Genomic DNA, 22,438 nt, shown 5'->3' with positions numbered 1-22,438 from the left:
ACTTCCGTGAACGTCGACGAAATTACCTGTCTTCACTCGTCCCGTTTTTTATCTTCACATATATCTATCTATTACTAGATAGACAATCTGTTACAAATAAACGGGAGATGCCTCCCGTGGTGATGTGCTCGAGTGCGTTCCCTGCTCAGGCCACGCCGCACACCGCCGCGACCACATCCTCCAACCGCGATGGCGCCCGGAACAAGCGCGACGCCATCACACTGCCCTGAAACCCCGCGAATAGCGCACGCGCGCTCGCGTCAGGCGACGAGCTCAGCGTGAGCGTTCCCTGCGCCGCGCCTTGCGCCAACACACGCGCGAGCCATGCCTCGTGATACGCGAAGAACCGTTGCACGGCGTCGCGAACCGTCTCCGGCAGCGTTTCGATGTCCGCCGCCAACATGCCGCACAGGCAGATTCGGTGACCGTGCGCGACGATTCGTCCGAAACCCTGCGCGTACTGCGCCAGCTTCTCGGGCGCGGGCAGCGCTTCGTCGATCCGGGCCAGTCCCTCGCCGATGAATGCGTCGTAAGCCTTGATCGCTTCGAGCACCAGATCTTCCTTTGCAGGGAAGTAATAGTGGATGCTCGACGTCTTCACCCCGACTCGCTCGGCCAGATCCCGATAGCTGAAGCCGTTGTAGCCTCGCGTCATCAGAAACGTCTGCGCATGTTCGAGCAGTTGTTCCCTGACGGTCGGTGCAGCGGGCGATGTCGTTGTGCGGTTCATGCAACGAATTTTATCTACTGGTAGATAGATAATCAAGGCATTTTTCGGATAGGCCGATGGATTGTGTCGATGAGACCGATAGTCAATCGACAGTCGGCGCATCGGTCCAAAGACAAACAGCGGCTGAGTGCCGCTGTTTGTTAATACTGCCGGTTGTCTCGTTCAACTGGTCCTGGATGGCGATCAGAAATCGATCTTGGCGTTCAGGCTGAACATGCGCGGGTCGGCCGCCTTGATGTAGTTGTCGTACTGGTACTCCCAATACTGACGGTTGGTGAGGTTGCTCACGGCGGCGCGCAGCGTCACGTCCTTGCCCGCCACGCGCGTGCGGTACGTCGCGCCCAGATTGATGAGCGTGAAGCCAGACACCGTCAGGGAATTCTGCGGGTTGAGCGCCGTGCGGCCGTTGTAGCGGATATCGCCGCCCACCGAGAGACCCGGCACGTACGGCACCTTGTACTCGACGTTGCCCGAGAGCACGAAGCGCGGCGCGCCGCCTACGCGATTGCCGTCGTAACCGCCTGCCGTACGGGCGTACCACGCATCGAGCGCCATGGCGCTGGCACCCACGGTCCACTGCGAACTCAACTTCACGGCCCCCGCCAGCTCAACGCCCTGATAGATCGACTGACCGTCGGCCACGCGGGCGTTGGCGCTGTTCGTGTACACCGCGCCGCGCTCGATGCGGAAGAGCGCCGCCGTCGTGCTCCACGTTGCCTGCTCGCTCTTCACGCCGACTTCGTACTGACGGCTCTTGAACGGGTTGAGCACGGCACCGGCGTTGGCGTAGGTCGAACTCACCACTTCACCCGCTTCGAGCGCTTCCACATAGCTCGCGTAAGCGGTCGTGTTCGGCGTGAGCTTATACATCGCGGCGAGCGTCGGGGTAAAGACGCCGTTCGTCGAATAGGTCGAAACGCCCTGCGCGTTGGTCTGGTTGTAGTTGGTGAAGCGTCCGCCGGCGAGCACCGAGAAACGATCCGTGATCTGCACCGTGTCGGAGGCAAAGAACGAACGCTGCTCGATGGCGCTGGAGCGCTGCGCGTGGAGCGTCGAGCCGTCGCCGAAGAATTGATACGAGTTGCCTTGATACAGATTGCCCGAGTACGTCGAGAACGGCACCGACGGGTTGGCCGTGACCGGGCTATACAGATAGGCGTAGTCGTTCGTCTGATATTGCGACGCGTAGCCGAACGTCAGCTGGTGCGTGAGCGGGCCCGTGCGGACCTTGCCTTCGGCGCTCACTTGCCACGCATGGAACGTATTGATTTCGTCACCCAGATCGTTCAGGCCACGGAAGTCCCCTGCCCCATTGAGCAGGTACAGCGTGGCTTCGTTACGGTCGCGAGTGGACTTGTTGTACGAGAAATTCGCCGACACCTTCCAGTCGGGATCGATCTGATAGTGCAGGCCCGTGCTGTAGAACTGCGTGATCGTGTTCAGGTGCGTCGCCTGCGTTTGCAGGTTGGCGTTGGCCACGTTGATCGGGGCGGGCAATTGATTGCCCTGGAAGCTCGCGGTCGAGATCGACGGCGACGTGCCCGTCGCGCGACGATCCTGATACATCGCGTTGAAGTCCCACGTCAGGTCACGCGTAATGCGCGCGTCGAGCGCGACCGACACCGTATCGCGATTCAGATTGCCGTCGGTGTACGTGCGGCCTTCCTCATGGGTGTAGTTCAGGCGCGCGCCGAACATGCCGTTCGGCCCGGCTCGGCCGCCGAGATCGACGTGCTCGCGCCAGATGCCGTCCGAATGAAAGCCCAGATCGACGCTTGCGATGCGCTCGTCCGTGGGCTTCTTCGTCACGTAGTTCACCACGCCGCCGGGGGCGACGAAGCCGTACATGAAGCCGGAGAGTCCCTTGAGTAATTCCACGCGGTCGAACTGCTCGTACGGCATTGTCACACCGTAGGTCATCACGGGCATGCCGTCGAGCTTGAAGCCCGATTGCCAGTCGATGGGCATGCCGCGCACGTAGATGTAGCCGGCCCACGCGTCGAAGGCGTTGCTGCCGTCGGTCACGGAGGCGTCCGTCACGAACACGTCGCCCAACTTCGCCGGCTGACGCTGCTCGAGCTGCTCTTCGCTCACGACCGTGGTCGAGAACGGCGTGTCGAGCTGGCTGCGCGAACCCAGCGCGCCCGCCTGCACCGATTGCTTCAGATTCTGCGGCGTTTCGCGCAGCGCCGAGTCGGTCACGGTCGTGGCCTTGAGCGTTGCCGGCGCGGCGCTGTCGGCAGGCGCAGCCGAGGCGGTGGATGCTGACGTCGACTGCGCGAATGCCGGGGTCGCGGCGAACGCAGCGAATGTCAGGAAGGTGGCGACAGCGAGCGGAGCGACAGCGCGCGACGGTGGGCGACGTGATGCGTGACCTGGTGTATGACGTGCAGCGAGGCGGCCGATCGCACGCGAGGTGCGATGGGCCCGATGAGCCGGAGCGGAAGACATGCTGGAAATCCCGTGTGACTGAATAGAATTTATTTTTAAATGAGAATCGTTAACGCCCTCATTCTCAGGCACGAGATATTAGCAAACCCCCGCTCACCGTCAACGAATGTTGTCGTTCGGTGGTAACGACAACACAGAAATACAACATTTCCATCCCTTACCAGGATGGGAAAGCCGAGGTTACGCCGTCATGCGTGGCGCAGGCGCTAGTGCATTGCGCATGGCCGCTTGCCGAACGCGCTCAATGTGAGGCGCCAGAAATTCGCTTCGCCCGAGGGTGCCGTTGAGCACGTTCACGGCGCCGTCTGCCACCACGAACCGCATTTCCTCAAGCCCGAGGTAGCCGAACAGCGTGCGCAGCCACGGCTCGATGAAGTTCAGCGGCGCCATCGCCGCACCGGCAGCGTAGTGCCCGCCCGCCGCGATCACGAAAGTCGCCCGCTTCCCGCCCAACATGCCGCGCGGCCCCGACACCGATGCCTGCACCGTCTCGCCTTGCCGCACAATGTGGTCCACCCATAACTTGAAGCTCGCGCTCGGCCCCCAGTTGTGCATCGGCACGCCGATCACGTAGTCGTCCGCGCGATGCAGCTCGGCAGTGAATACGCCGGACTTCGCCAGCAAGTCGTTCTGCGCCGGCGTTCTCATCTCGGCCGGCGTGAAATTCGCCGCACTCCACGCCGCGTCGATCACCGGGATCTCCGTACAGGCGAGATCGCGGTAAAGTACGTCGCCATCGGCATGTGCCAGTGACCATTGGCGTGCGAACTCATGCGTCAGATGCCGGGAAATCGAGGCATCGCCCATCGGGCTCGAGTCGATATGCAAGAGTGTTGTCATCACGTTTCTCCAAAAAAGGTGAAACGATATTAATCAACCAAAAGGTTGAATGTCAACCGTGTGGTTGATTAATATTCGTCTATGCGTTTCATCAACATGACCCCATCAAGATGACCGAAGCCGATACCTCCAACGAACGGCTCGACGCCGTGTTCGGCGCCCTGGCCGATCCCACGCGGCGCTCGATTCTGGAACGTCTGCGCGCGGGCAGTCTCACCATCTCCGCGCTGGCCGAGCCTTACGACGTGAGCCTGAACGCGATCTCGAAGCACGTGAAAACGCTTGAGAAAGCGGGTTTGATCCGGCGCGAGATCCGGGGCCGCGAGCATGCATGCGAACTCGACGCGACCCGCATGGCGGAGGCGTCCGCCTGGCTCGATTACTACGCCGAATTCTGGCCCGCTCGCCTCGACGCGCTCGAGCAGCACCTTGTGAACAAGCGCAAACGGGACACCCCATGAGCGTGCAAACAGTTCGCGTGAGCAAACTCCTTGCGGCATCGCGCGACGAGGTGTTCGACGCCTGGCTCGACCCCGACGGCATGTGCGAATGGATGCTGCCGGGTACCGTCAGGCATTGCGATGTGATGCTGGAGCCTCGCGTGGGGGGACGATTTCACATCTTCATGAAATCGGCAGGTGCCGACTACGTGCACACTGGCGAGTACCGTGTGCTGGACCGGCCCTCGAAGCTCGCCTTCACATGGGTGTCCTCACGCATGGACCAGCAGGAAACGCTGGTGACGATCGAGCTTTTCGAGCGCGGCGAGCAACAGTGCGAACTCGTATTGACGCACGAACGCGTGCCGGCCGACCATTCCGCCAGAGGGTTGGGCGTGGGCTGGAACCAGATGCTGGAGAAACTGAGCGGACGTTTGGCGCGAACACACGAAGGCAGGCCCGCGCAAACCTCCCGCGACTTGGGCAACGGCAAGGGTGCCAAATAGGCTAATATCGCGGCACTGTCGCCGACCGAGCGGCTAATCGAAAGGAACGCCGGCCCTCATCAGGGGCACGTGCGTAGTGTGGTATGGAACTCGACGCCATTGATTTGAAGATTCTGCGGGAGCTGCAAGCCGACGCCCGCCTCACCAACGTTGAACTCGCCTCGCGGGTGAACTTGTCGCCGTCGCCGTGTCTGGCGCGCGTCAAGGCACTTGAGGCGGCGGGTTACATTCGCCAGCGCGTGACGCTGCTGGATCCGTCCCGGCTCGGGTTGCACATCAACGTCTTCATCCACGTCACGCTGGAAAACCAGAATCGTGACGGTCTGGATGCCTTCGAAGCGGCTGTCACCGCCTTGCCGAACGTCATGGAGTGTTACCTCATGTCCGGCGACGCCGACTATCTGCTGCGCGTGATGGTCAGCGACATGAGCGCCTACGAAACACTGATCACCGATCGCATCTCCCGGATTCCGGGTATCCGCAATATCCGCTCGAGCTTCGCGCTCAAGCAAGTCATGTACACCACGGCTGTGCCGGTCCCCGATACCTCCGGCGATGCCTGAGGCGGTGTCCGCCACCACCGCTACCGCCGCCACCGTCGCTACGGCCGACACTGCCCGGCCGCCGCGCGGCGGGGCCGGCCGGCAGATCGCGTTGCACGTAGCGGCGATGCTGTTCGGCGCATCGGCGTTGTTCGGCGAGCACATTGCCGCGAGCAGCACGATGATCGTCTTCGGACGCGGTCTGTTTTCGTGGCTCGCGCTCACCGTCATCGCCCTGGCCGGGCTGGCCGGCATGCGCGGCGCCGCGCGACTCTCAGGGGGCGCTCCCTGGCGCGGACTTTCCCCTGCCGCTGCCTTGCGGCTCATCGTGGCGGGGGCAATGCTCGCCATTCATTGGCTCGCATTCTTTCTCGCGATCAAGATAGGCGGCGTGGCGCTCGGCACGCTCGGCTTCGCGTGTTTCCCCGCGTTCGTGATCCTGCTCGAATGGCCGTTGCGTCGTGAACGTCCCTCGCTGGGCGACGCCGGTGTGATCGCACTCGTCTGCCTCGGACTCGCGCTGGTCACGCCCGCCTTCGACTGGCAGGCCGGCGCGACCGTGGGCCTCGCCTGGGGCGTGCTCTCGGGCGCGATATACGCCGTCATCACACGATCCAATCGGGTGCTCGGTGCACAGGCCTCGCCGTTGCAGGCGAGTTGGTGGCAGTGCCTCGGCATTCTTGTCGTGCTCGGTCCGTTCGCGTGGCGCGAATCGCTGACGCTCCCGGCCGCGCAATGGGGATGGCTTGCGTGTCTGGGCGTTGTCTGCACCGCCCTCGCGTACACCCTCTTCATTCACGCGCTGCGCACGGTCAAGGCGAGTCAGGCCGCCGTTGTCATCGCGCTCGAACCGGTCTACGCCATCGCGTTTGCGTGGGTGCTGTTCGGCACCGCGCCCACGCTCAGGATGGCCGTGGGCGGCGTGTGCATCGTCGGCGCCGTTGCCTGGTCCGGATCGATGCGCTCACGCCGCCCGGCTCGCTGAGCCTCGGGACATCGCTGAGGTCATTGCGCCTCAGAGCACTCAGAACACTCAGAACACTCAGAGGATCATGCCGCCCGACGCTTCGATGCGCTGACCGTTGATCCAGCCCGTCTCGTCGCTCAACAGCGCCGCCACCGCACCGCCGATGTCGTCGGCTTCGCCCACCCGGCCCAGCGCGATGTTGCTCGCGATCATCTGATGCACGGCCTGATTGTCGCGCACGGTGCCGCCATTGAAGTCCGTCGCAATCGCCCCCGGCGCAATCGTGTTGGCGCGAATGCCACGGCCCCCCAGTTCCTTCGCGAGGTAGCGCGAAAACACTTCGATACCGCCCTTCATCATGGCGTATGCCGACGCGTTCGGCAGCGTGAAGCGGGCCAGGCCGCTCGACACGTTCAGAATGCGGCCACCGTCGGCGATCACCGGCAACAGCGTCTGCGTCAGGAAGAACGGGCCCTTCAAGTGAAGGCGCACGAGTTGGTCGAACTCGTCTTCCGTCGTCTCGACGACCGACTTGTGCAAGCCCGTACCCGCGTTATTCACGAGGAAGTCGAACGTATCGCGCTTCCAGACCTCCTTGAGCACTCGCTGCATCTCCGCGGCGAACGGCGCGAACTGCGACGAATCCGCCACGTCGAGCGGCAAGGCCACGGCATTCGCGCCCAGTTTGACGATCTCCGCCACGACAGCGTCGGCCTCGGCGCGCTGGCTGCGGTAGGTAAGGATGACGTCGATGCCGCGACGAGCGGCAGCGAGTGCCGAAGCACGGCCCAGGCCGCGGCTGCCACCGGTGATGAGAACGATCTTGCGGGTCATGGTGATTCTCCTGAAGATATCGGGCGATGCCGTCCGGCCGCACCCGTTGAACAAATCGGACGACCGCATCGGCCGTCTCGCCTCGCTTACCGCGCCTGCCTGCCAGCGTTGCCGGCCATCGCCCTCATCTCCCGTCGTCGCGCTTGGCTATCGCTTGCTGACGGGGCGCTTGAAGTCTCGCGGTATGTTCAACATCCTATTGCAACGAATTTCACCAATAAATCCATTGAATTTGATTACACTGATCAAATCCGGATAACAATCGAGCATCCGTCCCCACGGATCACCCCTTGCCACCATGCATCAACTCGACGCCATGCGCATCTTCGTGCGTGTATCCGAGACCGGTAGCTTCACGCAGTCCGCCGAGAGTCTCGGCCTGCCGCGCGCGAGCGTGTCCAACGCCATCAAGCAACTCGAAACGAAGCTCGGCACGCGCCTGCTGCATCGGACCACGCGACGCGTGCAACTCACGCAGGACGGTCAGGCGTGTCTCGAACGATGCAAGGACCTGCTCGCCGACATGGAGGAGTGGGAGACGATGTTCGCGGCGCGCGACGAAGCCCTCACGGGCCGTTTGCGTGTCGATCTGCCCGCAACGCTCGCCCGCACGACCGTGATTCCGCAACTGCCGTCGTTTCTGATGCAGCATCCGGCGTTGCGCGTGGAGCTCTCGAGCACCGACCGGCGCGTCGATCTGGTGCGCGAAGGGTTCGACTGCGTGCTGCGTGTGGGCACCATCGCGGACTCGACGCTGATCGCGCGGCCGCTCGGCCACATGCGTCAGATCAATGTGGCGAGCACGGCTTATCTGAAGCGCTTCGGCGTACCGAAGACGCTGGAGGACCTGAGCGCGCATCAGTTGATTCACTACACGACGACGCTCGGCACGCGTCCCGCAGGCTGGGAGTACTTCGACGGCGAACGTTACGTGCAGTGGCCAATGGAAGGCGTGCTGACGGTGAACAATGCCGACGCGTATCAGACGGCCTGCATTGCCGGACTCGGTTTGATTCAGGCCCCCGAGAGCGGTGTGCGGGCGCATCTTGCCGATGGCACGCTTCAGGAAGTGATGCCCGAGTTTCAGGCCGAGCCGCTGGCCGTCACGCTGCTTTACGCGAACCGGCGACACCTGCCCCGTCGCGCCCAGGCCTTCATGAACTGGCTGGCGGATCTGCTCACGCCACGTCTGACGAAGATCTGACGCGCGCAGGGCCGCCGTTTGGTGACAGCCCCTGCTCGACCATCGCGACGAGCCGCTGCCCGAGCCTGTCGACCTGATCGTCGGGCAAGTCGCGCAAGGGCCCATCGATGACGAGCACCGACAGCCCGTGCACCGCCGCCCAGGCCAGATATTGCGCACCGGGCCGTTGCTCGGCGCGGATAATCCCGGCGTCGACCATGCCGTCGAGCGCCGCGCCCAGCAATTCGAACGGATTCAGGCCGCTCGCCCCCGCCTTCTCCGGCCCGCCCGCCGAGCGAACATTCTCCGACGGCGCAAACGCCGTGCGGAACAACCCCGGCTGACGGCGCGCGAAATGCAGATAACCGATGCCCACGGCGCGCAGCAACGCCCGTGAGCGGGCGGCGCCATCGTCAAGCGCCGCGACATCCATCGACGTCTGCTCGCGCTCGATCGCCACCGCCAGCTCGGCCAGCGCCGCCGAGCGCACGGCGTCGAGCAAATCCTGACGATTGGCGAAATGCCGGTACGCGGCATTGGGCACGACCCCCGCCCGACGCGTCGCCTCGCGCAAGATCACCGCATCCGGCCCCCCGTCGCGCGCCAGCGCAATCCCCGCTTCGAGCAACGCCCGGCGCAGATCACCATGGCGATAGGTCGCGCGTACTGGCCCCGTCGTTGTTTCCTGTTCTGTCATGCCTCCCCCTTGTGGACAGTGTCCATTATGTCTGCTAATGTTTGTGTACACTGTCCACAAAAGCAAGTTGCGGTGCATCGGAGTGCCTCGTCAGCGTGTTGCGAATTCGCGCCTTGTCGTTATCTCACGAGGCACTATGGTTGAGACGTACCGCGCGCACGGCAACGAAGCCGCCATTCGTGCGACGGTAGTGACGGTGGCACGGTGTGACTTATCGCTGGCGCGTGGAGCACGAACACGCGCCGGAACCCAGGACGTTCCCAGTAGCACTTCCCTTACCGGGGCGTTGTCATGCCCCTGTTTACGACATACAGACATATCGAGCAGCACTTCATGCAAGTTCATTCCTATCTGTTTTTCGAAGGTCGTTGCGAAGAAGCCATTGCTTTCTACGAGAAGACGTTGGGTGCGAAGCGCGGCATGCTGATGCGCTACAGCGAGAGCCCGGAGAGTTGTCCTGAAGGCAGGCTGCCACCGGGCAGCGAGAACAAGATCATGCACGGCGAGTTCACCATCGGCGACTCGATGGTGATGGCCTCGGACGGCATGGCCAGCGGCGAGCCGAAGTTCGAAGGATTCTCGCTGTCGGTCGACTTCACCGAAGTGCCTGCCGCCGAGAAGGCGTTCCACGCACTCGCCGATGGCGGCTCGGTCAGCATGCCGCTGGGCGAAACGTTCTTCGCGAAGACGTTCGGTATGGTCAAGGACCGCTTCGGCATGAACTGGATGGTGATCGTGCCGAAGCATATGTCGTAGCGCTCACGCGCACGCAGATCTCGAAACGCGCCGCGCGCCCCGCAGGCCGGCGCGTCTGCGAAGGCGGGCATGCGGGAGGTCGACGGCGATTGGCCGGTAGCGCCACCGACGACGCCCGCCATGTCCGCCGTTTTGTTGCCCGGTTGTCGTGTCCGACAAGTTCCTCACGCCTGTGCTATCGTCGCCGCCATGCCATCCGTGATCTCAATCCAGAATCTGTCGAAGACCTACGCGACAGGTTTCCAGGCGCTCAAGAACATCAACCTGGAAATCCAGCGCGGCGAGATCTTCGCCCTGCTCGGCCCGAACGGCGCCGGCAAAACCACCCTCATCAGCACCATTTGCGGCATCGTGCGTCCGACCTCGGGCACCGTGACCGTCGACGGTCACGATATCGTCACGGACTACCGCGCCGCGCGTGAAGCCATCGGCCTCGTACCGCAGGAACTGACCACCGACTCGTTCGAATCGGTGTGGGCCACCGTCTCCTTTTCGCGCGGCCTGTTCGGCAAGCCCGCGAATCCGGCGCATATCGAAAAGGTGTTGCGCTCGCTCTCGCTGTGGGAGAAGAAGGACAGCCGCATCATGCAGCTCTCGGGCGGCATGAAGCGCCGCGTGCTCATTGCCAAGGCGCTCTCGCACGAGCCGCGTGTGCTGTTCCTCGACGAGCCGACCGCGGGTGTGGACGTCGAACTGCGCCGCGATATGTGGCGTCTCGTGCAATCGCTGCGCGAGACTGGCGTCACCGTCATTCTGACCACGCACTACATCGAAGAGGCCGAGGAAATGGCCGACCGCGTGGGCATCATCACCGGCGGGCAGATTACGCTCGTGCAGGAGAAAACCGAGTTGATGCGCCACCTGGGCAGCAAGCATCTCACGATGCAATTGAACGAACCGATCTCCACCGTACCCGATGTGCTCGCCGGCTATGGCCTCACGCTCGGCACCGACGGCACCGAACTCGTCTTCACCTACGACGCCAATATCGAACAGACGTCCATCGCCGCGCTGCTGCGCGACATGGAGCGCGCCGGCATGTCGGTGAAGGATCTGCACACGACGCAAAGCTCGCTCGAAGACATCTTCGTCTCGCTCGTACACAAGAAAGAAGGATGAGCCGCGCCATGAATTTCTACGCCGTCAGGGCGATCTACAACTTCGAGATGGCGCGCACGCGTCGCACGCTCATGCAGAGCATCATCTCGCCGGTCATCTCGACCTCGCTGTACTTTGTGGTGTTCGGTGCGGCCATCGGTTCGCGCATTCCCGAGATCGACGGCGTGCCGTACGGCGCGTTCATCGTGCCGGGCCTCATCATGCTTTCGCTGCTCACGCAAAGCGTGACGAACGCCTCGTTCGGCATCTATTTTCCCCGCTTTACCGGCACGATCTACGAGGTGCTCTCCGCGCCCGTGTCTTACATGGAGATCGTGTGCGCGTATGTGGGGGCCGCGGCGACCAAGTCGATCATTCTCGGAGTCATCATGCTCGGCACGGCAGCGCTGTTCGTGCCGTTGCGCATCGAGCATCCGATCTGGATGGTGTTCTTCCTGGTGCTCACCGCAGTGACGTTCAGCCTGCTCGGCTTCATCATCGGTATCTGGGCCGACGGTTTCGAGAAACTGCAACTCGTGCCGCTGCTCATCATCACGCCGCTCACGTTCCTCGGCGGCAGCTTCTACTCGACGAGCATCCTGCCGCCGTTCTGGCGTGCGGTCACGCTGTTCAATCCGGTCGTGTATCTCATCAGCGGTTTTCGCTGGAGCTTCTACGGGCTGGCGGATGTGAGCGTCGCGGTCAGTCTCGGCATGACGCTGCTGTTCCTCACCATTTTCCTCGCGATCGTCGCGTGGATGTTCAAGACGGGCTACCGTCTCAAGAACTGAGATCGCTCGCCGGACGGTGCGCCGTCCGGCATGGCTTCCTATCCCTTCCCCTCAGCTTCAGATCGGTGGCGTCTCGCGAAACGCGGGCAACGCTTCGGCCTGCGCCGAAAACTTGGCGATCTCCGGAAAGTCGTCGCTGAAATCGACTTCCGGCAGCATCAGTTGATGAAAGCGCCACGCCACGGCAATCGCCACGCCATGCTCACCGATCTGGTCCGGCGTCGCCACGATGGGCACCTGCGCCAGTTCGCGCTCCAGGCCGTGAAACGCCGCATGCACCTGCGTGCGCACGCGTTCCATCCATGGCGCGTGCCGCTTCTCGCTCGGGCGCAGCTCACGCTCGTACACCAGTTGCACCGACTTCTCGCATGCCGCCAGCGCGAGCCCGGTCAGACGCAACGCGCGCAAATGCGCCTTCGGCTCCACGGGCACCAGCCGCTGCGCCGGATCGACCAGCGATTCGAGGTATTGGAGGATGAGTGTCGAGTCCATGAGCACCGTGCCGTCGTCGGTCACGAGGGTCGGGGCTTTCACGACAGGATTGATGGCGGAGAACGCGTCGAAGGCCCGAAACACCGACAACGAACGGTGCTCGAAAGACAGCCCCAGCAACTTCAGACAGATCGCCGTGCGGCGCACATAGGGGGAATCCAGCATTCCAATCAACTGCATGGTTGGCTCCTTTGCCAGGCGGTCGCCGCCGGTTTCAAGGATCATACATGACAGGTAGAATGGATCGCATGGCCGACTCGACAGGGAGACGTTTCATGAACATCCTGATGGTTCTGACCTCGCACGACCGCCTCGGCGACACGGGCAAGAAGACCGGCTTCTGGCTCGAAGAGTTCGCCGCGCCCTACTACGTTTTCCTCGATGAAGGGCTCGCCGTCACGCTCGCCTCGCCCGCTGGGGGCCAGCCGCCGCTCGACCCGAAGAGCGACGAACCCGACGCGCAAACCGACGCTACCCGGCGCTGGCGCAACGATCCCGAGGCGCAGAAGGCGCTCGCCAACACGCTCAGGCTCGCAGACGTCAACGCCGACGACTACGACGCTGTCTTTTACCCCGGCGGCCATGGCCCGCTATGGGATCTGGCGCAAGACCCCAACTCCATTCATCTGATCGAAGCCTTCGAGCGCGCGGGCAAAGCCATCGGCTTCGTCTGCCACGCGCCGGGGGTGCTGCGTCAGGTGTGCAGTGCAGACGGCGAACCGCTCGTGCGCGGACGTCACGTGACCGGTTTCACCAATGACGAAGAGGCCGCAGCCGGTCTCACGGACGTGGTGCCGTTCCTCGTCGAAGACGAGCTCAAGCGTCTCGGCGGTCTGTACGAGAAAGCCGGGAAATGGGAGTCGCATGTGGTCGGTGACGGCCGGCTGGTGACGGGCCAGAATCCCGCCTCGTCGGAAGAAGCCGCGCGCACGGTGCTGGCGATGATGGAGCCGCGTCTGCCATGAGGACGTCTGCGTCGTCCGTGGCATCGGCATCGGTGAGCGTGCGGCGTCTGGTGCCTGCCGACGCCCTCGCATTTCAGGCGCTGCGCCTCTCGGGTTTGCAGGCGCACCCCGAGGCGTTCGGTTCGACCTATGCCGAGGAAAAAGACTGGCCGGTGGAGCGCGTGCGCGAATGGCTCGCGGTGCGCCCGGATGCGGGGGTCTTCGGTGCGTTCGAGCACGAACGGCTGCTGGGCGTGCTCGGATTGGGGCGTCAGACGCGTCCGAATTTCGCGCACGTCGGCTTTCTCTGGGGGATGTACGTTCACGCCGACGCTGTGGGACAAGGCATCGGCCGGGCCCTCATCGACGCGGCGCTCGCCCTCGCCCGCTCGCAGCCCGGACTGCGCCACATCACACTCCAGGTAAACGCCGAGAATCGCGCGGCGATTACGCTGTATCAATCCGCCGGCTTCGTCGAAATCGGCCGCGAGCCCGACGCCATGCGCATCGGCAACCGGTTTTGCGACGACCTTCGCATGTACCTGCCGATCGCCACGGATTGAGGCGACGCATCGCCTGTCCCTCAACCTCACGCCGAGATGCGGCACCCGTCAGGCCTGCGCATCGGCAGGTGTCTTCGCGTCTGAGCGCTGGCGTCAGATATTCTCCATCTCGTACGGTCCGAGATAGTCCTTCTTGCCGACATCCACGCCTTGCGCACGCAAGATGCCGTGCGTGGTCGTCACGTGGAAATAGAAGTTCGGCAGCCCGAACTTGAAGAGGTAATCGACGGCGTCCATCGTGGTCTGCTGGGTCTTGAACTTCAGCGTGATCTGACGCGACTCCGCCCCTTCGAAACGATCTTCGAGAATGCCCGCGATGAACGCCTCGGTATTGGCAATGCGCGCGAGCAGTTGGTCGAACGTCGTTTCGGTGTCTTCGAACTTGGGCGACTCCACGCCCGTGAGACGCGCCACGGCAAACTTCGCCGTATCGCTCACTCGCTGCACCTGTGCGACGAAATCGAGCATGTCCGGCGCGAGCTTCGCCTTCAGAATCGAATCCGGATCGACCGACTGGGCTTCGCAATGCGCGCGAGCCTTCTTGATGTAGTCGGCCATGACCGTGAGGCCGCGCAGATAAACAGGAACGGTGGCGCGATAGAGGGTGATCGACATGGGGAACTCCTCGAGAGATGACACAGCGCGCAACGCGCCAGTGGTTGTGCAAAGACACATGCTATCAGCGCCGAAAAATTCTCGCCGTGCACGGCGTTTGTCGAATGACAGCCGCTTTATGAACGACCTGATGTCCGATCGTGCGGATGACCCATGAACGGCTTTACCGCGGATTTAACGAGGGCTTGACGAGGGCTTGACGAGGATTTGACGCGACTTCACGAACGCCGTTGTCCCGTGAAATCAATGCGCCGATGAATCGTCCGCCTTGATGGGAATCACGGTTTGACGCAAGTGCACATAGCACTCGCCGTAGGCCTCGCAGCCGGGGCATCCCGGTGCCGGCGCCGGCGCCCGCCCGTAGGCGCGCGCGCAGGCTTCCGCAAGAAATCGCTTCCATCGCAGATTGCCGGTGTTTTCAGCGACCAGCGACGGAAAGAAGTGCGTGAGCAGCGCGGTCACATCGTCACGCCCGGTCAGGCCGAGGTCTCGCCATAGATGATCGGGACGCAGGCAGGCGGTCGCGAGAATCGTCGCCATGTCGGCGGCGTCCGCGGGGTGAAGCATGGGGTCGGCGCGGCGGCGCAACATTTCGCGCATCTCCACGACAAAGATGGCGTTCGACGCCCACGCGGGCGTCGGCAACCCGGCAGCGAGCGCCGGCCAGCCTTCCGGCCCCGGCAGGGGCTGTACGAAATGGCGGCGAAGCAAGGCGGTGAGCGCCGCCCCCGACAATCCGAGGCGCGCCACGCGCTCAGGCGTGGCGTTCGCCGCCAGCAGCGAGGCGAACAACACCGCCTCTGTGCGCGTATGCGCAGGTACGAGCGTGAGACGCATCGTCTTGCAGTCAGACAACCACGAGATTTACCGACAAATGAAGCGCCGCGACGCTCAGGCGACCGCCAGAATCACGCTCGACGCCTTAATCAGCGCCGCCGCGGCGCGGCCCGCCGTCAGTCCGAGACGCTTCGCGCTTTCGTTGGTCACGATGGCGGCAATGATCGCGCCGCTATCGGCCGTGATCTCGACTTCGCTATTCACCGCGCCGGTCTCGACACGCGAGACCTTGCCGGTAATCACGTTGCGCGTGGAAACCTTGCTCGCATCGGCGTCGACCATCACGATCACCGACGATGCCTTGATCAGCGCCACGGCATCGCTGCCTTCCGTGAGGCCCAGATTCACCGTGCTCTCATGCGTGATGACGGCCACAATTTCCTGACCGGCATCGGTGCGCAGGGTGACTTCATCGTTGACGGCACCGCGTTGCAGTGAAATGACTTTGCCGCTGAACTGGTTGCGGGCACTGGTCTTCATAGGAAATCCCCCATTGATAAGTTCGGATACCTTCACATTGCCGCCACATGACGATGAGGCGGTGCACCAATGTGGTGAAGGCTGAGGCGTGCATAAGATGTTCGGGCGGTGCATCAAACCCGCCTGCGGGTAGCAGTATAGCGGGTTGACGCGAAGCTCGACCTCATTACCCGGTGATAAGCTTCATCGGCCTCAGGGGACGTAGGGACGTATCAAACGGACTCTGCAGGGGGCGCTGTATCAGCGACGCATCCCGACATAGGAGCCCTATGGGTACCTCCCGCCACATCCCCCCGCCGACCGGGTCCGCCGCGCTGACCCGCGCCTGGGTTCGGCACTTCTCCAAGCCCGCCGCCATCGGCATTACGCTCGCCTTCGTCGCCGGCTATGTCGACGTCACCGGTTTCGTCGCCCTGTTCGGGTTATTCACCGCGCACATGACGGGCAATTTCGTGATGATCGGCGTGAAGATGTTCGGCAGCGCCGATGCCGGGGTGCTCGCCGAGCTGCTGGCGTTGCCGGTGTTCGTCGGTTCCGTTGCGATGGTGAAGGTGATCGTGCAGCGATTTTCGAATACGCGCCGCAACCCGCTTCGGCTGCTGCTCACCTTGCAGACGATATTGCTGCTGGGTTTCATGATCATCGGTCTGGCCGCGCAACCCATCGTTTCCGCCGATGCGCCGCTGGCGGTCCTCTCGGGCATGCTCGGCGTGGCCGCACTGGCCATCCAGAACGCCATCGGGCGGCTTGACCTCAGCGGCACCACGCCGACCACGCTCATGACCGGCAACACCGCGCAGATCGTGACCGACATCGTCGAGCTGGCGAGCGGCCATTGCGACGACGGCAAGGCGGCAAAGGCGCGCCTGCGCAAGACGATCCCCGTGCTGAGCGCGTTCGTCGCCGGGGCCGTTTCGGGCTGTTTCGTCTATCACTGCGCCGGCTTCCTGTGCGTGCTGCTGCCGGTGGTGCTGCTCATGGCACTCGCGAGCGCCAACGCGTAAGCCGCCGGCGTCTGTCTTCCCGCCCTTGCTTCCCTGCGGAACATCGCGCCGGAACGCGCGATAATGTCCGTCTTTCACGCCCCCGTCTATTCCATGGACGTCAGACGAATCGAATTCGCGCCGGGCGTGACGATCGAACTCGCACGTCAAGGGACATGAAAATGAAGCTGGATTCGCAATGGGTACTCGTCACCGGCGGGGCACGGGGGCTGGGCGCCGCGATCACGCGGGCCGTCGCGCGTGAGGGCGCGGGCGTCGTCATCAACTATCTGCGCAGCGACGTGGCGGCGCGCACGTTGGCCGAATCCATTGGCGAGCGCGCCATCGCGTTGCAGGCCGACGTCACCGACGAGAAAGCCGTCGCCCGCCTCTTTGCCGAAGCGCGCGAGCGCATCGGCAGCCCGATCGTGTCGGTCGTCAACAACGCTCTGGCCGACTTCCGTTTCGACGGCGATGCGCGTCCCAAGCTGGCCGAGATCTCGTGGTCGCGTTTCTCGCAGCAACTCGAAGGCGCCGTCAAAGGTGCGCTCAACACCATGCAGGCCGCACTGCCGGGCATGCGCGAAGCGGGGTTCGGGCGCATTGTGAACGTGGGCACTAACTTGTTCCAGAATCCGGTCGTGCCGTATCACGACTACACGACGGCCAAGGCCGCGTTGCTCGCACTCACGCGGACGGCGGCCAACGATCTCGGCCCCGACGGTATCACCGTCAACATGGTGTCCGGCGGCTTGCTGCGGGTCACCGACGCGAGTTCGGCAACCCCGGAAGCCGTGTTCGATCTGATTGCCGGCCTCACGCCGCTGCGTCAGGTCACCACGCCCGAGGAATTCGCCGACGCCGTGCTGTACTTCCTCTCGCCGTGGGCGCGCGCCGTCACCGGACAGAACCTCATCGTCGACGGCGGACTCGTGAAAGGCTGAGGGCTTGGGGGCAACGGCTGCCCCATCGCTCGCGTTTCACCCATCCCGCACGTCTCACGGGACTCATGGGACTCATCGGGTTCACAGCCGGACCCACGCCTCACTACGCAATGCAGTGAACGCGTCCGCGCATGCGCCGGACGCGGTAAAATTGCCACCTTTGTGAGCGCCCGCTTCGGCGGCCTCGCACACGGGCCGCTTGCGGCCCTGTGCGCGAATGCTGTGCGGGCATCCCCGTGCGTCTCTTTCTCACACCCTTCTCACCCCCAGCTTCGATCTCAGACCGTGACCGCCACTTCCGCCACGCGCGCCAACCTCCCCACGACCGACACCACGGCCCACACCGCCCCCGATCACACGCCCGACAGCAGCGACGTCATCCACGAAGACCGCCTGTGGCGCGATGACGGATGGACGGCCCGGGTCGTCAAGAACGAAGAGGACGACGGCTGGGCCGTGGCCATGTTCAAGGACGGGGAATCGGAGCCGGCGCTCGTCGGCCCGTGGACGATGGGTCGCGACAAAAAGAACCCGAAGCCGCTCGACGTCGGCGCGTTCCACACGCTCGTGAAGACGGCAGCCGAAGTGCTGCGCCGTCACGAGCAGCAACTGCACGCGCAGTTGCACAAGCGTGTGAGCGTCGACGGCCCTGACGGTGACATCGACGTCACGCTCGATATCGTGCCCGACGACTACGATCCGTACGCCCTGCTAAGCGCCATCGACCGCTTCGGCGAAACCATCGCGTCGGTCAAGGTGTCGCCGTCGTTCAAGCTCTCGCGCAACAGCGCCCGCGCGTGGGTCGAGAACGACTTCCAACGCCCCCAGTAAGCGCCCGCTCACCTTCGTACACACTCGTACACGTTCAACACGTACGCCATCCCACGCCCCGACGGCCCCATCCCCCGCCGTCAGGCCGGGACTTCGTCCGAATCTTCCCGTGCGGCGCCAAAGCCAGGCAGCGGACGCTGCCAGCGCTGCGCCACGAATACGCCGATCAGGGTCACACCGCCGCCGATCACGTGGAACGTGTGCAAGCGCTCACCCAACAGCACGACCGCAATCGCCGCCGTCATCACGGGCAACACATTGATGAACATACTGCAACGATTCGGCCCCAGATGCCGGATGCCCTGAATCCACAGGATCGGCAGCACAATCGACGCCCCAAACCCGGCATACAACACCAGCGGCACCGTGGCCGCATTGAGTTGCGCCTGACCGGCGGGCACCAGGGCAAGCATCGGGATCATCGTCACGAGCGCGGCCCACGCCTGCACATAGGTCGATTGCGCGGGCGGCATCGCCACATGCCAACGGCGCAGCAGCACGCTGTAGAGCCCGTACGACGCCGACGCGATCAGCATCAGCACGTCTCCGATATGCACACCGCCGTCGAGCAACTGTGACGGATGCCCCTGCCCGATCAGATACACCAGCCCCGCGAGCGACAGCAGCCCGCCGACGAGCATGCCGAGGGTCGGCGGCTCGCGCAGCAACACAACACTCCACAACAACGTGAGCAACGGCGCGAGCGCGGTCACGATCGCCATGTTCGTCGCCGTGGTGCTATGCGCGGCGAGATACGACAGGCTCTGATAGAACGACATGCTCAGAAAGCCGAGGAAGGCGAGCTTGGCGAGCTGCGGACGCACCTGCGGCCAGTTGCGCAGCAGCGGGCGAATGACGAACGGCGTCATGACGGCGAGCGCCAGCACCAGCCGGTAGAACGTGATGGCCGACGGCGCGATGGTCGTGGCCGAGAGCTTCGAGACGATGACATTGCCGGCCCACAACAACATGGCGCCGAGCGGATACAGGAAGTACCCCATGACGATTTTCCACAGGTTTGACAAAGGAAGCGTCATCGTCAGGGATATCGGATAGGGCCGTCTCACGCTAAAATTCCGAAACCTGTCTTGAAAAGGACACTCGTGAATATCGCCCGCCAAATCGTTGACCCGCGCCTGACCGACCATCTGCGTTTCGAAAGCACGCCCATGCCGATGGCGGCCATGGCGGTCGACTACGTCCACAACGAGTTCATCGCGTCGCACTCGCACCGGCGGGCGCAACTGCTCTACGCCATCGAAGGCGTGATGATCATTGCGTCGGCGTCCGGACGCTGGGTGGTGCCGCCCACGCGCGGCGTGTGGCTCGCCGCGGGGCTGGAACATACCGTGCGCATGAGCGGCAACGTGAAGATGCGCACGGTGTTCGTCGAACCCGGCACCGAGCCGTTGCCCGATACGAGTTGCGTCGTGGAAATCACCCCGCTCATGCGCGAACTGATCCTCGCGGCGATCGACGTGCCACCGGATTACGCGGCAGACTCGCGCAACGCGCGTCTCATGCGCCTGCTGCTCGACGAGTTGATCGCCTTGCCCGTGCTGCCGCTCTATCTGCCGTGGCCAAGAGATACGCGTCTGGCGCGCGTGTGCGACGGGCTGATGCAAGCGCCGTGCGATGCGGCGACCATTGACGACCGGGCGCGCGAAGCAGGGCTGTCGGCGAAAACGTTCCAGCGGCGCTTTGCCGGGGAGACGGGCATGACGTTCGGTCGTTGGCGGCAGCAGGCGCGTTTGCTGCAAGCGCTGGAGGCACTGGCGAGAGGCGAGAAGATCGTGAACGTCGCGCTCGATCATGGCTATGCGAGCCAGAGCGCGTTTGCGGCGATGTTCAAACGCCATTTCGGCGTACCGCCGTCAGCGTTTTATCGATAATGAGGCGTACGACCGCCGATGCAAAAGCCCAATGGAGATAACACCATGCATTACCTGCTCACCTACGAACTCGTCGACGATTATCTGGAGCGGCGCGGCCAATACCGCGATGCGCATCTGGCGCTCGCCTGGGCCGCCGCCGACCGGGGCGAACTGCTGCTCGCCGGCGCACTGGAGTCGCCCGTCGACACGGCCGCCCTGCTCTTCGAAGGCGAATCGCCTGCGGCGGCAGAAGCGTTCGCCACCGCCGATCCGTACGTCGTCAATGGTCTGGTGAAGTCTTGGCGCGTGCGGCCGTGGAAAACCGTGGTAGGAAAGACGGCGAGTACGCCGGTGCGGTGAAGGCAAGAATTCCGTCGCACAAAAAACAAAACGCGCTTGGCGATTAAGCCAAGCGCGTTTGTCGACAACCGATCGTACGTCGTGCTTCTGGAGCTTTCCGAGAATCACGCCGCTAAATCTGGCGTCCCCTAGGGGATTCGAACCCCTGTACTCACCGTGAAAGGGTGATGTCCTAGGCCTCTAGACGAAGGGGACCTAAAGTCTTCCGTTTTGGTGGAGGTAAGCGGGATCGAACCGCTGACCTCTTGCATGCCATGCAAGCGCTCTCCCAGCTGAGCTATACCCCCGTACGGCGAAGAAGTGAGACTATAGCGTGCTTTTCCGAACTTGGGAAGCCCCTTCACCAAAATATTTTGGCGCGGCCGGATGTCGCTACGATGACGGCGCTGCCGGGCGCCTCCCATCCGTATGACGCATGACATGGCCGCCGCCCGAGGTCACTGACTGAGCCCGCGCGCCTCGATCGGCCACAGCCCCTCGACCCGTTCATGCCGCACGGCGACGTATCGGTCGTACAGATTGACGGTCGGATCGCAATGCCCCGGCACCAGCAGAATCGGCTCGCCCAGCCACGCCGAACTGTCTTCCGCCGGCGACGCCAGTTCGAGCACGCCGTGCTCGTCCGACGCCGTGCGGTAATGTGGCGTGCCTGCCTGCTGCGACGACCAGAAGCGCGGCAGTCCCGAATCCGTCGCCACGCTCTTGAGCCCGGCATCGCACACAATGATGCCCTCGCGCGCCGTACTCATGACCGTCGACGCGAGGAACAGCCCATGACGAAAACGCCACTCGTCGCGCCATTCGAGCGAGCCGTAGTGTCCGTCGAGAAACACATACGACCCCGGCTGAATCTCGGTGTAGACACCGCTCTCGATATCGAACTCGGCCGTACCGGTGCCCCCGCCTGTCACTACCGGACACGCAATGTCACGCGCATCGAGAAAGCGCACATAAGCCGACGCACGATCCGCAGCGCGCCGCGCCGTGTCGCGGCGCCTGTCCCAACTGTCGATGTGCTGGGCACTGCCGTGATACGCCTGCAACCCACCGAAGCGCAGCCCTTCGTAATGGTCGATGGCGTCGATCAGCTCGCCCACGGCGTGCGTCGAATCCACGCCGCAACGCCCCTGCCCCACGTCCACCTCGGGCAGCACGGCGATGCGCACACCCGCGCGCTGCGCCGCCTTGCCCAGCGGCGCGACCTGACGCACATCGTCGACGCAGACGGACAGCGCGACACGTGCCGCCATCGCCACGGCCAGCGCCACACGCGCTTCACCGACGAATTCGTTACTGATGTGAATGTTGCCGATCCCCGCATTGACGAACGGGATGGCCTCCGTGACCTTCTGGCAGCAGATGCCCACAGCACCCGCAGCCATTTGCTCGCGCGCGATGGTGACGGATTTGTGCGCCTTGGCGTGCGGACGCACCGCGACACCGTGCGCCGCTGCCCGACTCGCCATGCGCGCGACGTTCGCCTCGAACACGTCGAGATCGAGCAGCAAGGCAGGCGTGGCGACATGGGCTAACGAATCTCCCACGCGCGCCACCGGCGGCACGGCAATGCCCCCCGTGGCAGCATTCGCCGACGTCGAAACCGTATTGACTGAATCTGGCATCACAATCCTCTGAAGGGCGTTCGCAGAAAAAGGCAGCGTCCGGGAGATGCCCCGGACA

Annotated in this window: 27 protein-coding genes and 2 tRNA genes; 16 read left to right on the top strand and 13 right to left on the bottom strand. The window is 63.6% G+C overall.

Annotation, left to right across the window (positions count from 1 at the left end; genetic code table 11):
• Window positions 1–145: 145 nt before the first annotated feature.
• The 3 genes from ACIPHM_RS15365 to ACIPHM_RS15355 all read right to left on the bottom strand — a co-directional run bounded on the left by ACIPHM_RS15365 (window position 146) and on the right by ACIPHM_RS15355 (window position 4,021).
• Window positions 146–730: a TetR/AcrR family transcriptional regulator gene (locus tag ACIPHM_RS15365; protein WP_400329613.1), complete on the bottom strand. Its 585-nt coding sequence runs from the start codon at window positions 728–730 to the stop codon at window positions 146–148.
• Window positions 731–913: 183 nt separating this feature from the next.
• Window positions 914–3,181: a TonB-dependent siderophore receptor gene (locus ACIPHM_RS15360; protein WP_400329610.1), complete on the bottom strand. Its 2,268-nt coding sequence runs from the start codon at window positions 3,179–3,181 to the stop codon at window positions 914–916.
• Between the two features lie 180 nt (window positions 3,182–3,361).
• Window positions 3,362–4,021, bottom strand: a complete 660-nt coding sequence (locus ACIPHM_RS15355; RefSeq protein WP_400329608.1) for an FMN-dependent NADH-azoreductase — start codon at window positions 4,019–4,021, stop codon at window positions 3,362–3,364.
• A 110-nt stretch (window positions 4,022–4,131) separates the two neighbouring features.
• On the opposite strand from ACIPHM_RS15355, the gene ACIPHM_RS15350 reads away from it, so the two are divergent.
• The 4 genes from ACIPHM_RS15350 (at window position 4,132) to ACIPHM_RS15335 (ending at window position 6,494) form a co-directional block, all read left to right on the top strand.
• Window positions 4,132–4,482 (top strand): ArsR/SmtB family transcription factor, encoded by a 351-nt coding sequence (locus tag ACIPHM_RS15350; RefSeq protein WP_400329605.1) that lies wholly within the window; start codon window positions 4,132–4,134, stop codon window positions 4,480–4,482.
• Entirely contained in the window at window positions 4,479–4,967 is a 489-nt protein-coding gene (locus ACIPHM_RS15345; protein ID WP_400329602.1) for an SRPBCC domain-containing protein, read from the top strand. Before ACIPHM_RS15350 ends, ACIPHM_RS15345 begins: the two co-directional genes overlap by 4 nt.
• Before the next feature lie 83 nt (window positions 4,968–5,050).
• Complete coding sequence (locus ACIPHM_RS15340) at window positions 5,051–5,530, top strand: Lrp/AsnC family transcriptional regulator (protein ID WP_400329599.1); 480 nt, start codon at window positions 5,051–5,053, stop codon at window positions 5,528–5,530.
• A 4-nt stretch (window positions 5,531–5,534) separates the two neighbouring features.
• Window positions 5,535–6,494, top strand: coding sequence for a DMT family transporter (locus ACIPHM_RS15335; RefSeq protein ID WP_400329596.1), 960 nt, complete (start codon window positions 5,535–5,537; stop codon window positions 6,492–6,494).
• Window positions 6,495–6,551: 57 nt separating this feature from the next.
• On the opposite strand, the gene ACIPHM_RS15330 is transcribed toward ACIPHM_RS15335, so the two are convergent.
• Window positions 6,552–7,310 (bottom strand): SDR family NAD(P)-dependent oxidoreductase, encoded by a 759-nt coding sequence (locus ACIPHM_RS15330; RefSeq protein WP_400329593.1) that lies wholly within the window; start codon window positions 7,308–7,310, stop codon window positions 6,552–6,554.
• On the opposite strand from ACIPHM_RS15330, the gene ACIPHM_RS15325 reads away from it, so the two are divergent.
• Window positions 7,309–7,569 carry a hypothetical protein gene (locus ACIPHM_RS15325; RefSeq protein ID WP_400329590.1) on the top strand — a complete coding sequence of 87 codons (261 nt, stop codon included), beginning with the start codon at window positions 7,309–7,311 and terminating at the stop codon, window positions 7,567–7,569. The two genes, ACIPHM_RS15330 and ACIPHM_RS15325, sit on opposite strands and share 2 nt — an antisense overlap.
• A gap of 39 nt (window positions 7,570–7,608) precedes the next feature.
• Entirely contained in the window at window positions 7,609–8,514 is a 906-nt protein-coding gene (locus ACIPHM_RS15320) for a LysR family transcriptional regulator (protein WP_400329587.1), read from the top strand.
• On the opposite strand, the gene ACIPHM_RS15315 is transcribed toward ACIPHM_RS15320, so the two are convergent.
• Window positions 8,489–9,190 (bottom strand): TetR/AcrR family transcriptional regulator, encoded by a 702-nt coding sequence (locus ACIPHM_RS15315; protein ID WP_400329584.1) that lies wholly within the window; start codon window positions 9,188–9,190, stop codon window positions 8,489–8,491. The genes ACIPHM_RS15320 and ACIPHM_RS15315 overlap by 26 nt on opposite strands.
• 333 nt (window positions 9,191–9,523) lie before the next feature.
• On the opposite strand from ACIPHM_RS15315, the gene ACIPHM_RS15310 reads away from it, so the two are divergent.
• The 3 genes from ACIPHM_RS15310 to ACIPHM_RS15300 all read left to right on the top strand — a co-directional run bounded on the left by ACIPHM_RS15310 (window position 9,524) and on the right by ACIPHM_RS15300 (window position 11,835).
• Window positions 9,524–9,946, top strand: coding sequence for a VOC family protein (locus ACIPHM_RS15310; RefSeq protein WP_400329581.1), 423 nt, complete (start codon window positions 9,524–9,526; stop codon window positions 9,944–9,946).
• A gap of 189 nt (window positions 9,947–10,135) precedes the next feature.
• Window positions 10,136–11,065, top strand: a complete 930-nt coding sequence (locus ACIPHM_RS15305; protein WP_400329578.1) for an ABC transporter ATP-binding protein — start codon at window positions 10,136–10,138, stop codon at window positions 11,063–11,065.
• Between the two features lie 8 nt (window positions 11,066–11,073).
• A complete protein-coding gene (locus tag ACIPHM_RS15300; protein WP_400329576.1) occupies window positions 11,074–11,835 on the top strand; it encodes an ABC transporter permease in 762 nt (253 codons plus the stop codon).
• A 57-nt stretch (window positions 11,836–11,892) separates the two neighbouring features.
• Here the strand turns inward: ACIPHM_RS15300 and ACIPHM_RS15295 are convergent, their stop codons facing one another.
• Window positions 11,893–12,507 carry a glutathione S-transferase N-terminal domain-containing protein gene (locus ACIPHM_RS15295; protein WP_400329573.1) on the bottom strand — a complete coding sequence of 205 codons (615 nt, stop codon included), beginning with the start codon at window positions 12,505–12,507 and terminating at the stop codon, window positions 11,893–11,895.
• 95 nt (window positions 12,508–12,602) lie between these two features.
• Between ACIPHM_RS15295 and ACIPHM_RS15290 the strand changes: the two genes are divergently transcribed.
• Window positions 12,603–13,292: a type 1 glutamine amidotransferase domain-containing protein gene (locus tag ACIPHM_RS15290; RefSeq protein ID WP_400329570.1), complete on the top strand. Its 690-nt coding sequence runs from the start codon at window positions 12,603–12,605 to the stop codon at window positions 13,290–13,292.
• Window positions 13,289–13,834: a GNAT family N-acetyltransferase gene (locus tag ACIPHM_RS15285; protein ID WP_400329567.1), complete on the top strand. Its 546-nt coding sequence runs from the start codon at window positions 13,289–13,291 to the stop codon at window positions 13,832–13,834. The genes ACIPHM_RS15290 and ACIPHM_RS15285 overlap by 4 nt, the downstream gene beginning before the upstream one ends.
• 93 nt (window positions 13,835–13,927) lie before the next feature.
• Here the strand turns inward: ACIPHM_RS15285 and ACIPHM_RS15280 are convergent, their stop codons facing one another.
• The 3 genes from ACIPHM_RS15280 to ACIPHM_RS15270 form a co-directional block, all read right to left on the bottom strand.
• On the bottom strand, window positions 13,928–14,449 hold the full coding sequence (locus ACIPHM_RS15280; RefSeq protein ID WP_400329564.1) for a DUF1993 family protein: 522 nt from the start codon (window positions 14,447–14,449) through the stop codon (window positions 13,928–13,930).
• Window positions 14,450–14,692: 243 nt separating this feature from the next.
• Entirely contained in the window at window positions 14,693–15,304 is a 612-nt protein-coding gene (locus ACIPHM_RS15275; RefSeq protein ID WP_400329561.1) for a nitrogen fixation protein NifQ, read from the bottom strand.
• Window positions 15,305–15,340: 36 nt separating this feature from the next.
• Window positions 15,341–15,766, bottom strand: coding sequence for a molybdopterin-binding protein (locus ACIPHM_RS15270; RefSeq protein WP_400329558.1), 426 nt, complete (start codon window positions 15,764–15,766; stop codon window positions 15,341–15,343).
• 269 nt (window positions 15,767–16,035) lie between these two features.
• On the opposite strand from ACIPHM_RS15270, the gene ACIPHM_RS15265 reads away from it, so the two are divergent.
• The 3 genes from ACIPHM_RS15265 to ACIPHM_RS15255 all read left to right on the top strand — a co-directional run bounded on the left by ACIPHM_RS15265 (window position 16,036) and on the right by ACIPHM_RS15255 (window position 18,524).
• A complete protein-coding gene (locus ACIPHM_RS15265) occupies window positions 16,036–16,770 on the top strand; it encodes a YoaK family protein (RefSeq protein ID WP_400329555.1) in 735 nt (244 codons plus the stop codon).
• A gap of 161 nt (window positions 16,771–16,931) precedes the next feature.
• Window positions 16,932–17,693 (top strand): 3-oxoacyl-ACP reductase, encoded by a 762-nt coding sequence (locus ACIPHM_RS15260; RefSeq protein WP_400329552.1) that lies wholly within the window; start codon window positions 16,932–16,934, stop codon window positions 17,691–17,693.
• Between the two features lie 285 nt (window positions 17,694–17,978).
• Window positions 17,979–18,524: a hypothetical protein gene (locus ACIPHM_RS15255; RefSeq protein ID WP_400329549.1), complete on the top strand. Its 546-nt coding sequence runs from the start codon at window positions 17,979–17,981 to the stop codon at window positions 18,522–18,524.
• A gap of 80 nt (window positions 18,525–18,604) precedes the next feature.
• Here the strand turns inward: ACIPHM_RS15255 and ACIPHM_RS15250 are convergent, their stop codons facing one another.
• On the bottom strand, window positions 18,605–19,561 hold the full coding sequence (locus tag ACIPHM_RS15250) for a DMT family transporter (protein ID WP_400329546.1): 957 nt from the start codon (window positions 19,559–19,561) through the stop codon (window positions 18,605–18,607).
• Between the two features lie 132 nt (window positions 19,562–19,693).
• Between ACIPHM_RS15250 and ACIPHM_RS15245 the strand changes: the two genes are divergently transcribed.
• Complete coding sequence (locus ACIPHM_RS15245) at window positions 19,694–20,416, top strand: AraC family transcriptional regulator (protein WP_400330018.1); 723 nt, start codon at window positions 19,694–19,696, stop codon at window positions 20,414–20,416.
• 45 nt (window positions 20,417–20,461) lie between these two features.
• Window positions 20,462–20,758: a YciI-like protein gene (locus ACIPHM_RS15240; protein WP_400329543.1), complete on the top strand. Its 297-nt coding sequence runs from the start codon at window positions 20,462–20,464 to the stop codon at window positions 20,756–20,758.
• 119 nt (window positions 20,759–20,877) lie between these two features.
• Here ACIPHM_RS15240 and ACIPHM_RS15235 read toward each other — a convergent pair.
• The 3 genes from ACIPHM_RS15235 to ACIPHM_RS15225 form a co-directional block, all read right to left on the bottom strand.
• Window positions 20,878–20,953: transfer RNA gene (locus ACIPHM_RS15235), tRNA-Glu, on the bottom strand.
• 16 nt (window positions 20,954–20,969) lie between these two features.
• Window positions 20,970–21,045 (bottom strand) — tRNA-Ala (locus tag ACIPHM_RS15230).
• Window positions 21,046–21,195: 150 nt separating this feature from the next.
• The gene (locus tag ACIPHM_RS15225) at window positions 21,196–22,380 is read right to left on the bottom strand and encodes a DSD1 family PLP-dependent enzyme (RefSeq protein ID WP_400329540.1); all 1,185 of its coding nucleotides are present in this window, start codon (window positions 22,378–22,380) and stop codon (window positions 21,196–21,198) included.
• Between the last annotated feature and the right edge of the window lie 58 nt (window positions 22,381–22,438).

The sequence above is a fragment of the Pandoraea sp. NPDC087047 genome, assembly GCF_044745225.1.
Lineage (GTDB): Bacteria > Pseudomonadota > Gammaproteobacteria > Burkholderiales > Burkholderiaceae > Pandoraea.
Note: the sequence above shows the minus strand (reverse complement) of the source record. Positions and strands in the feature narration are given on the sequence as shown.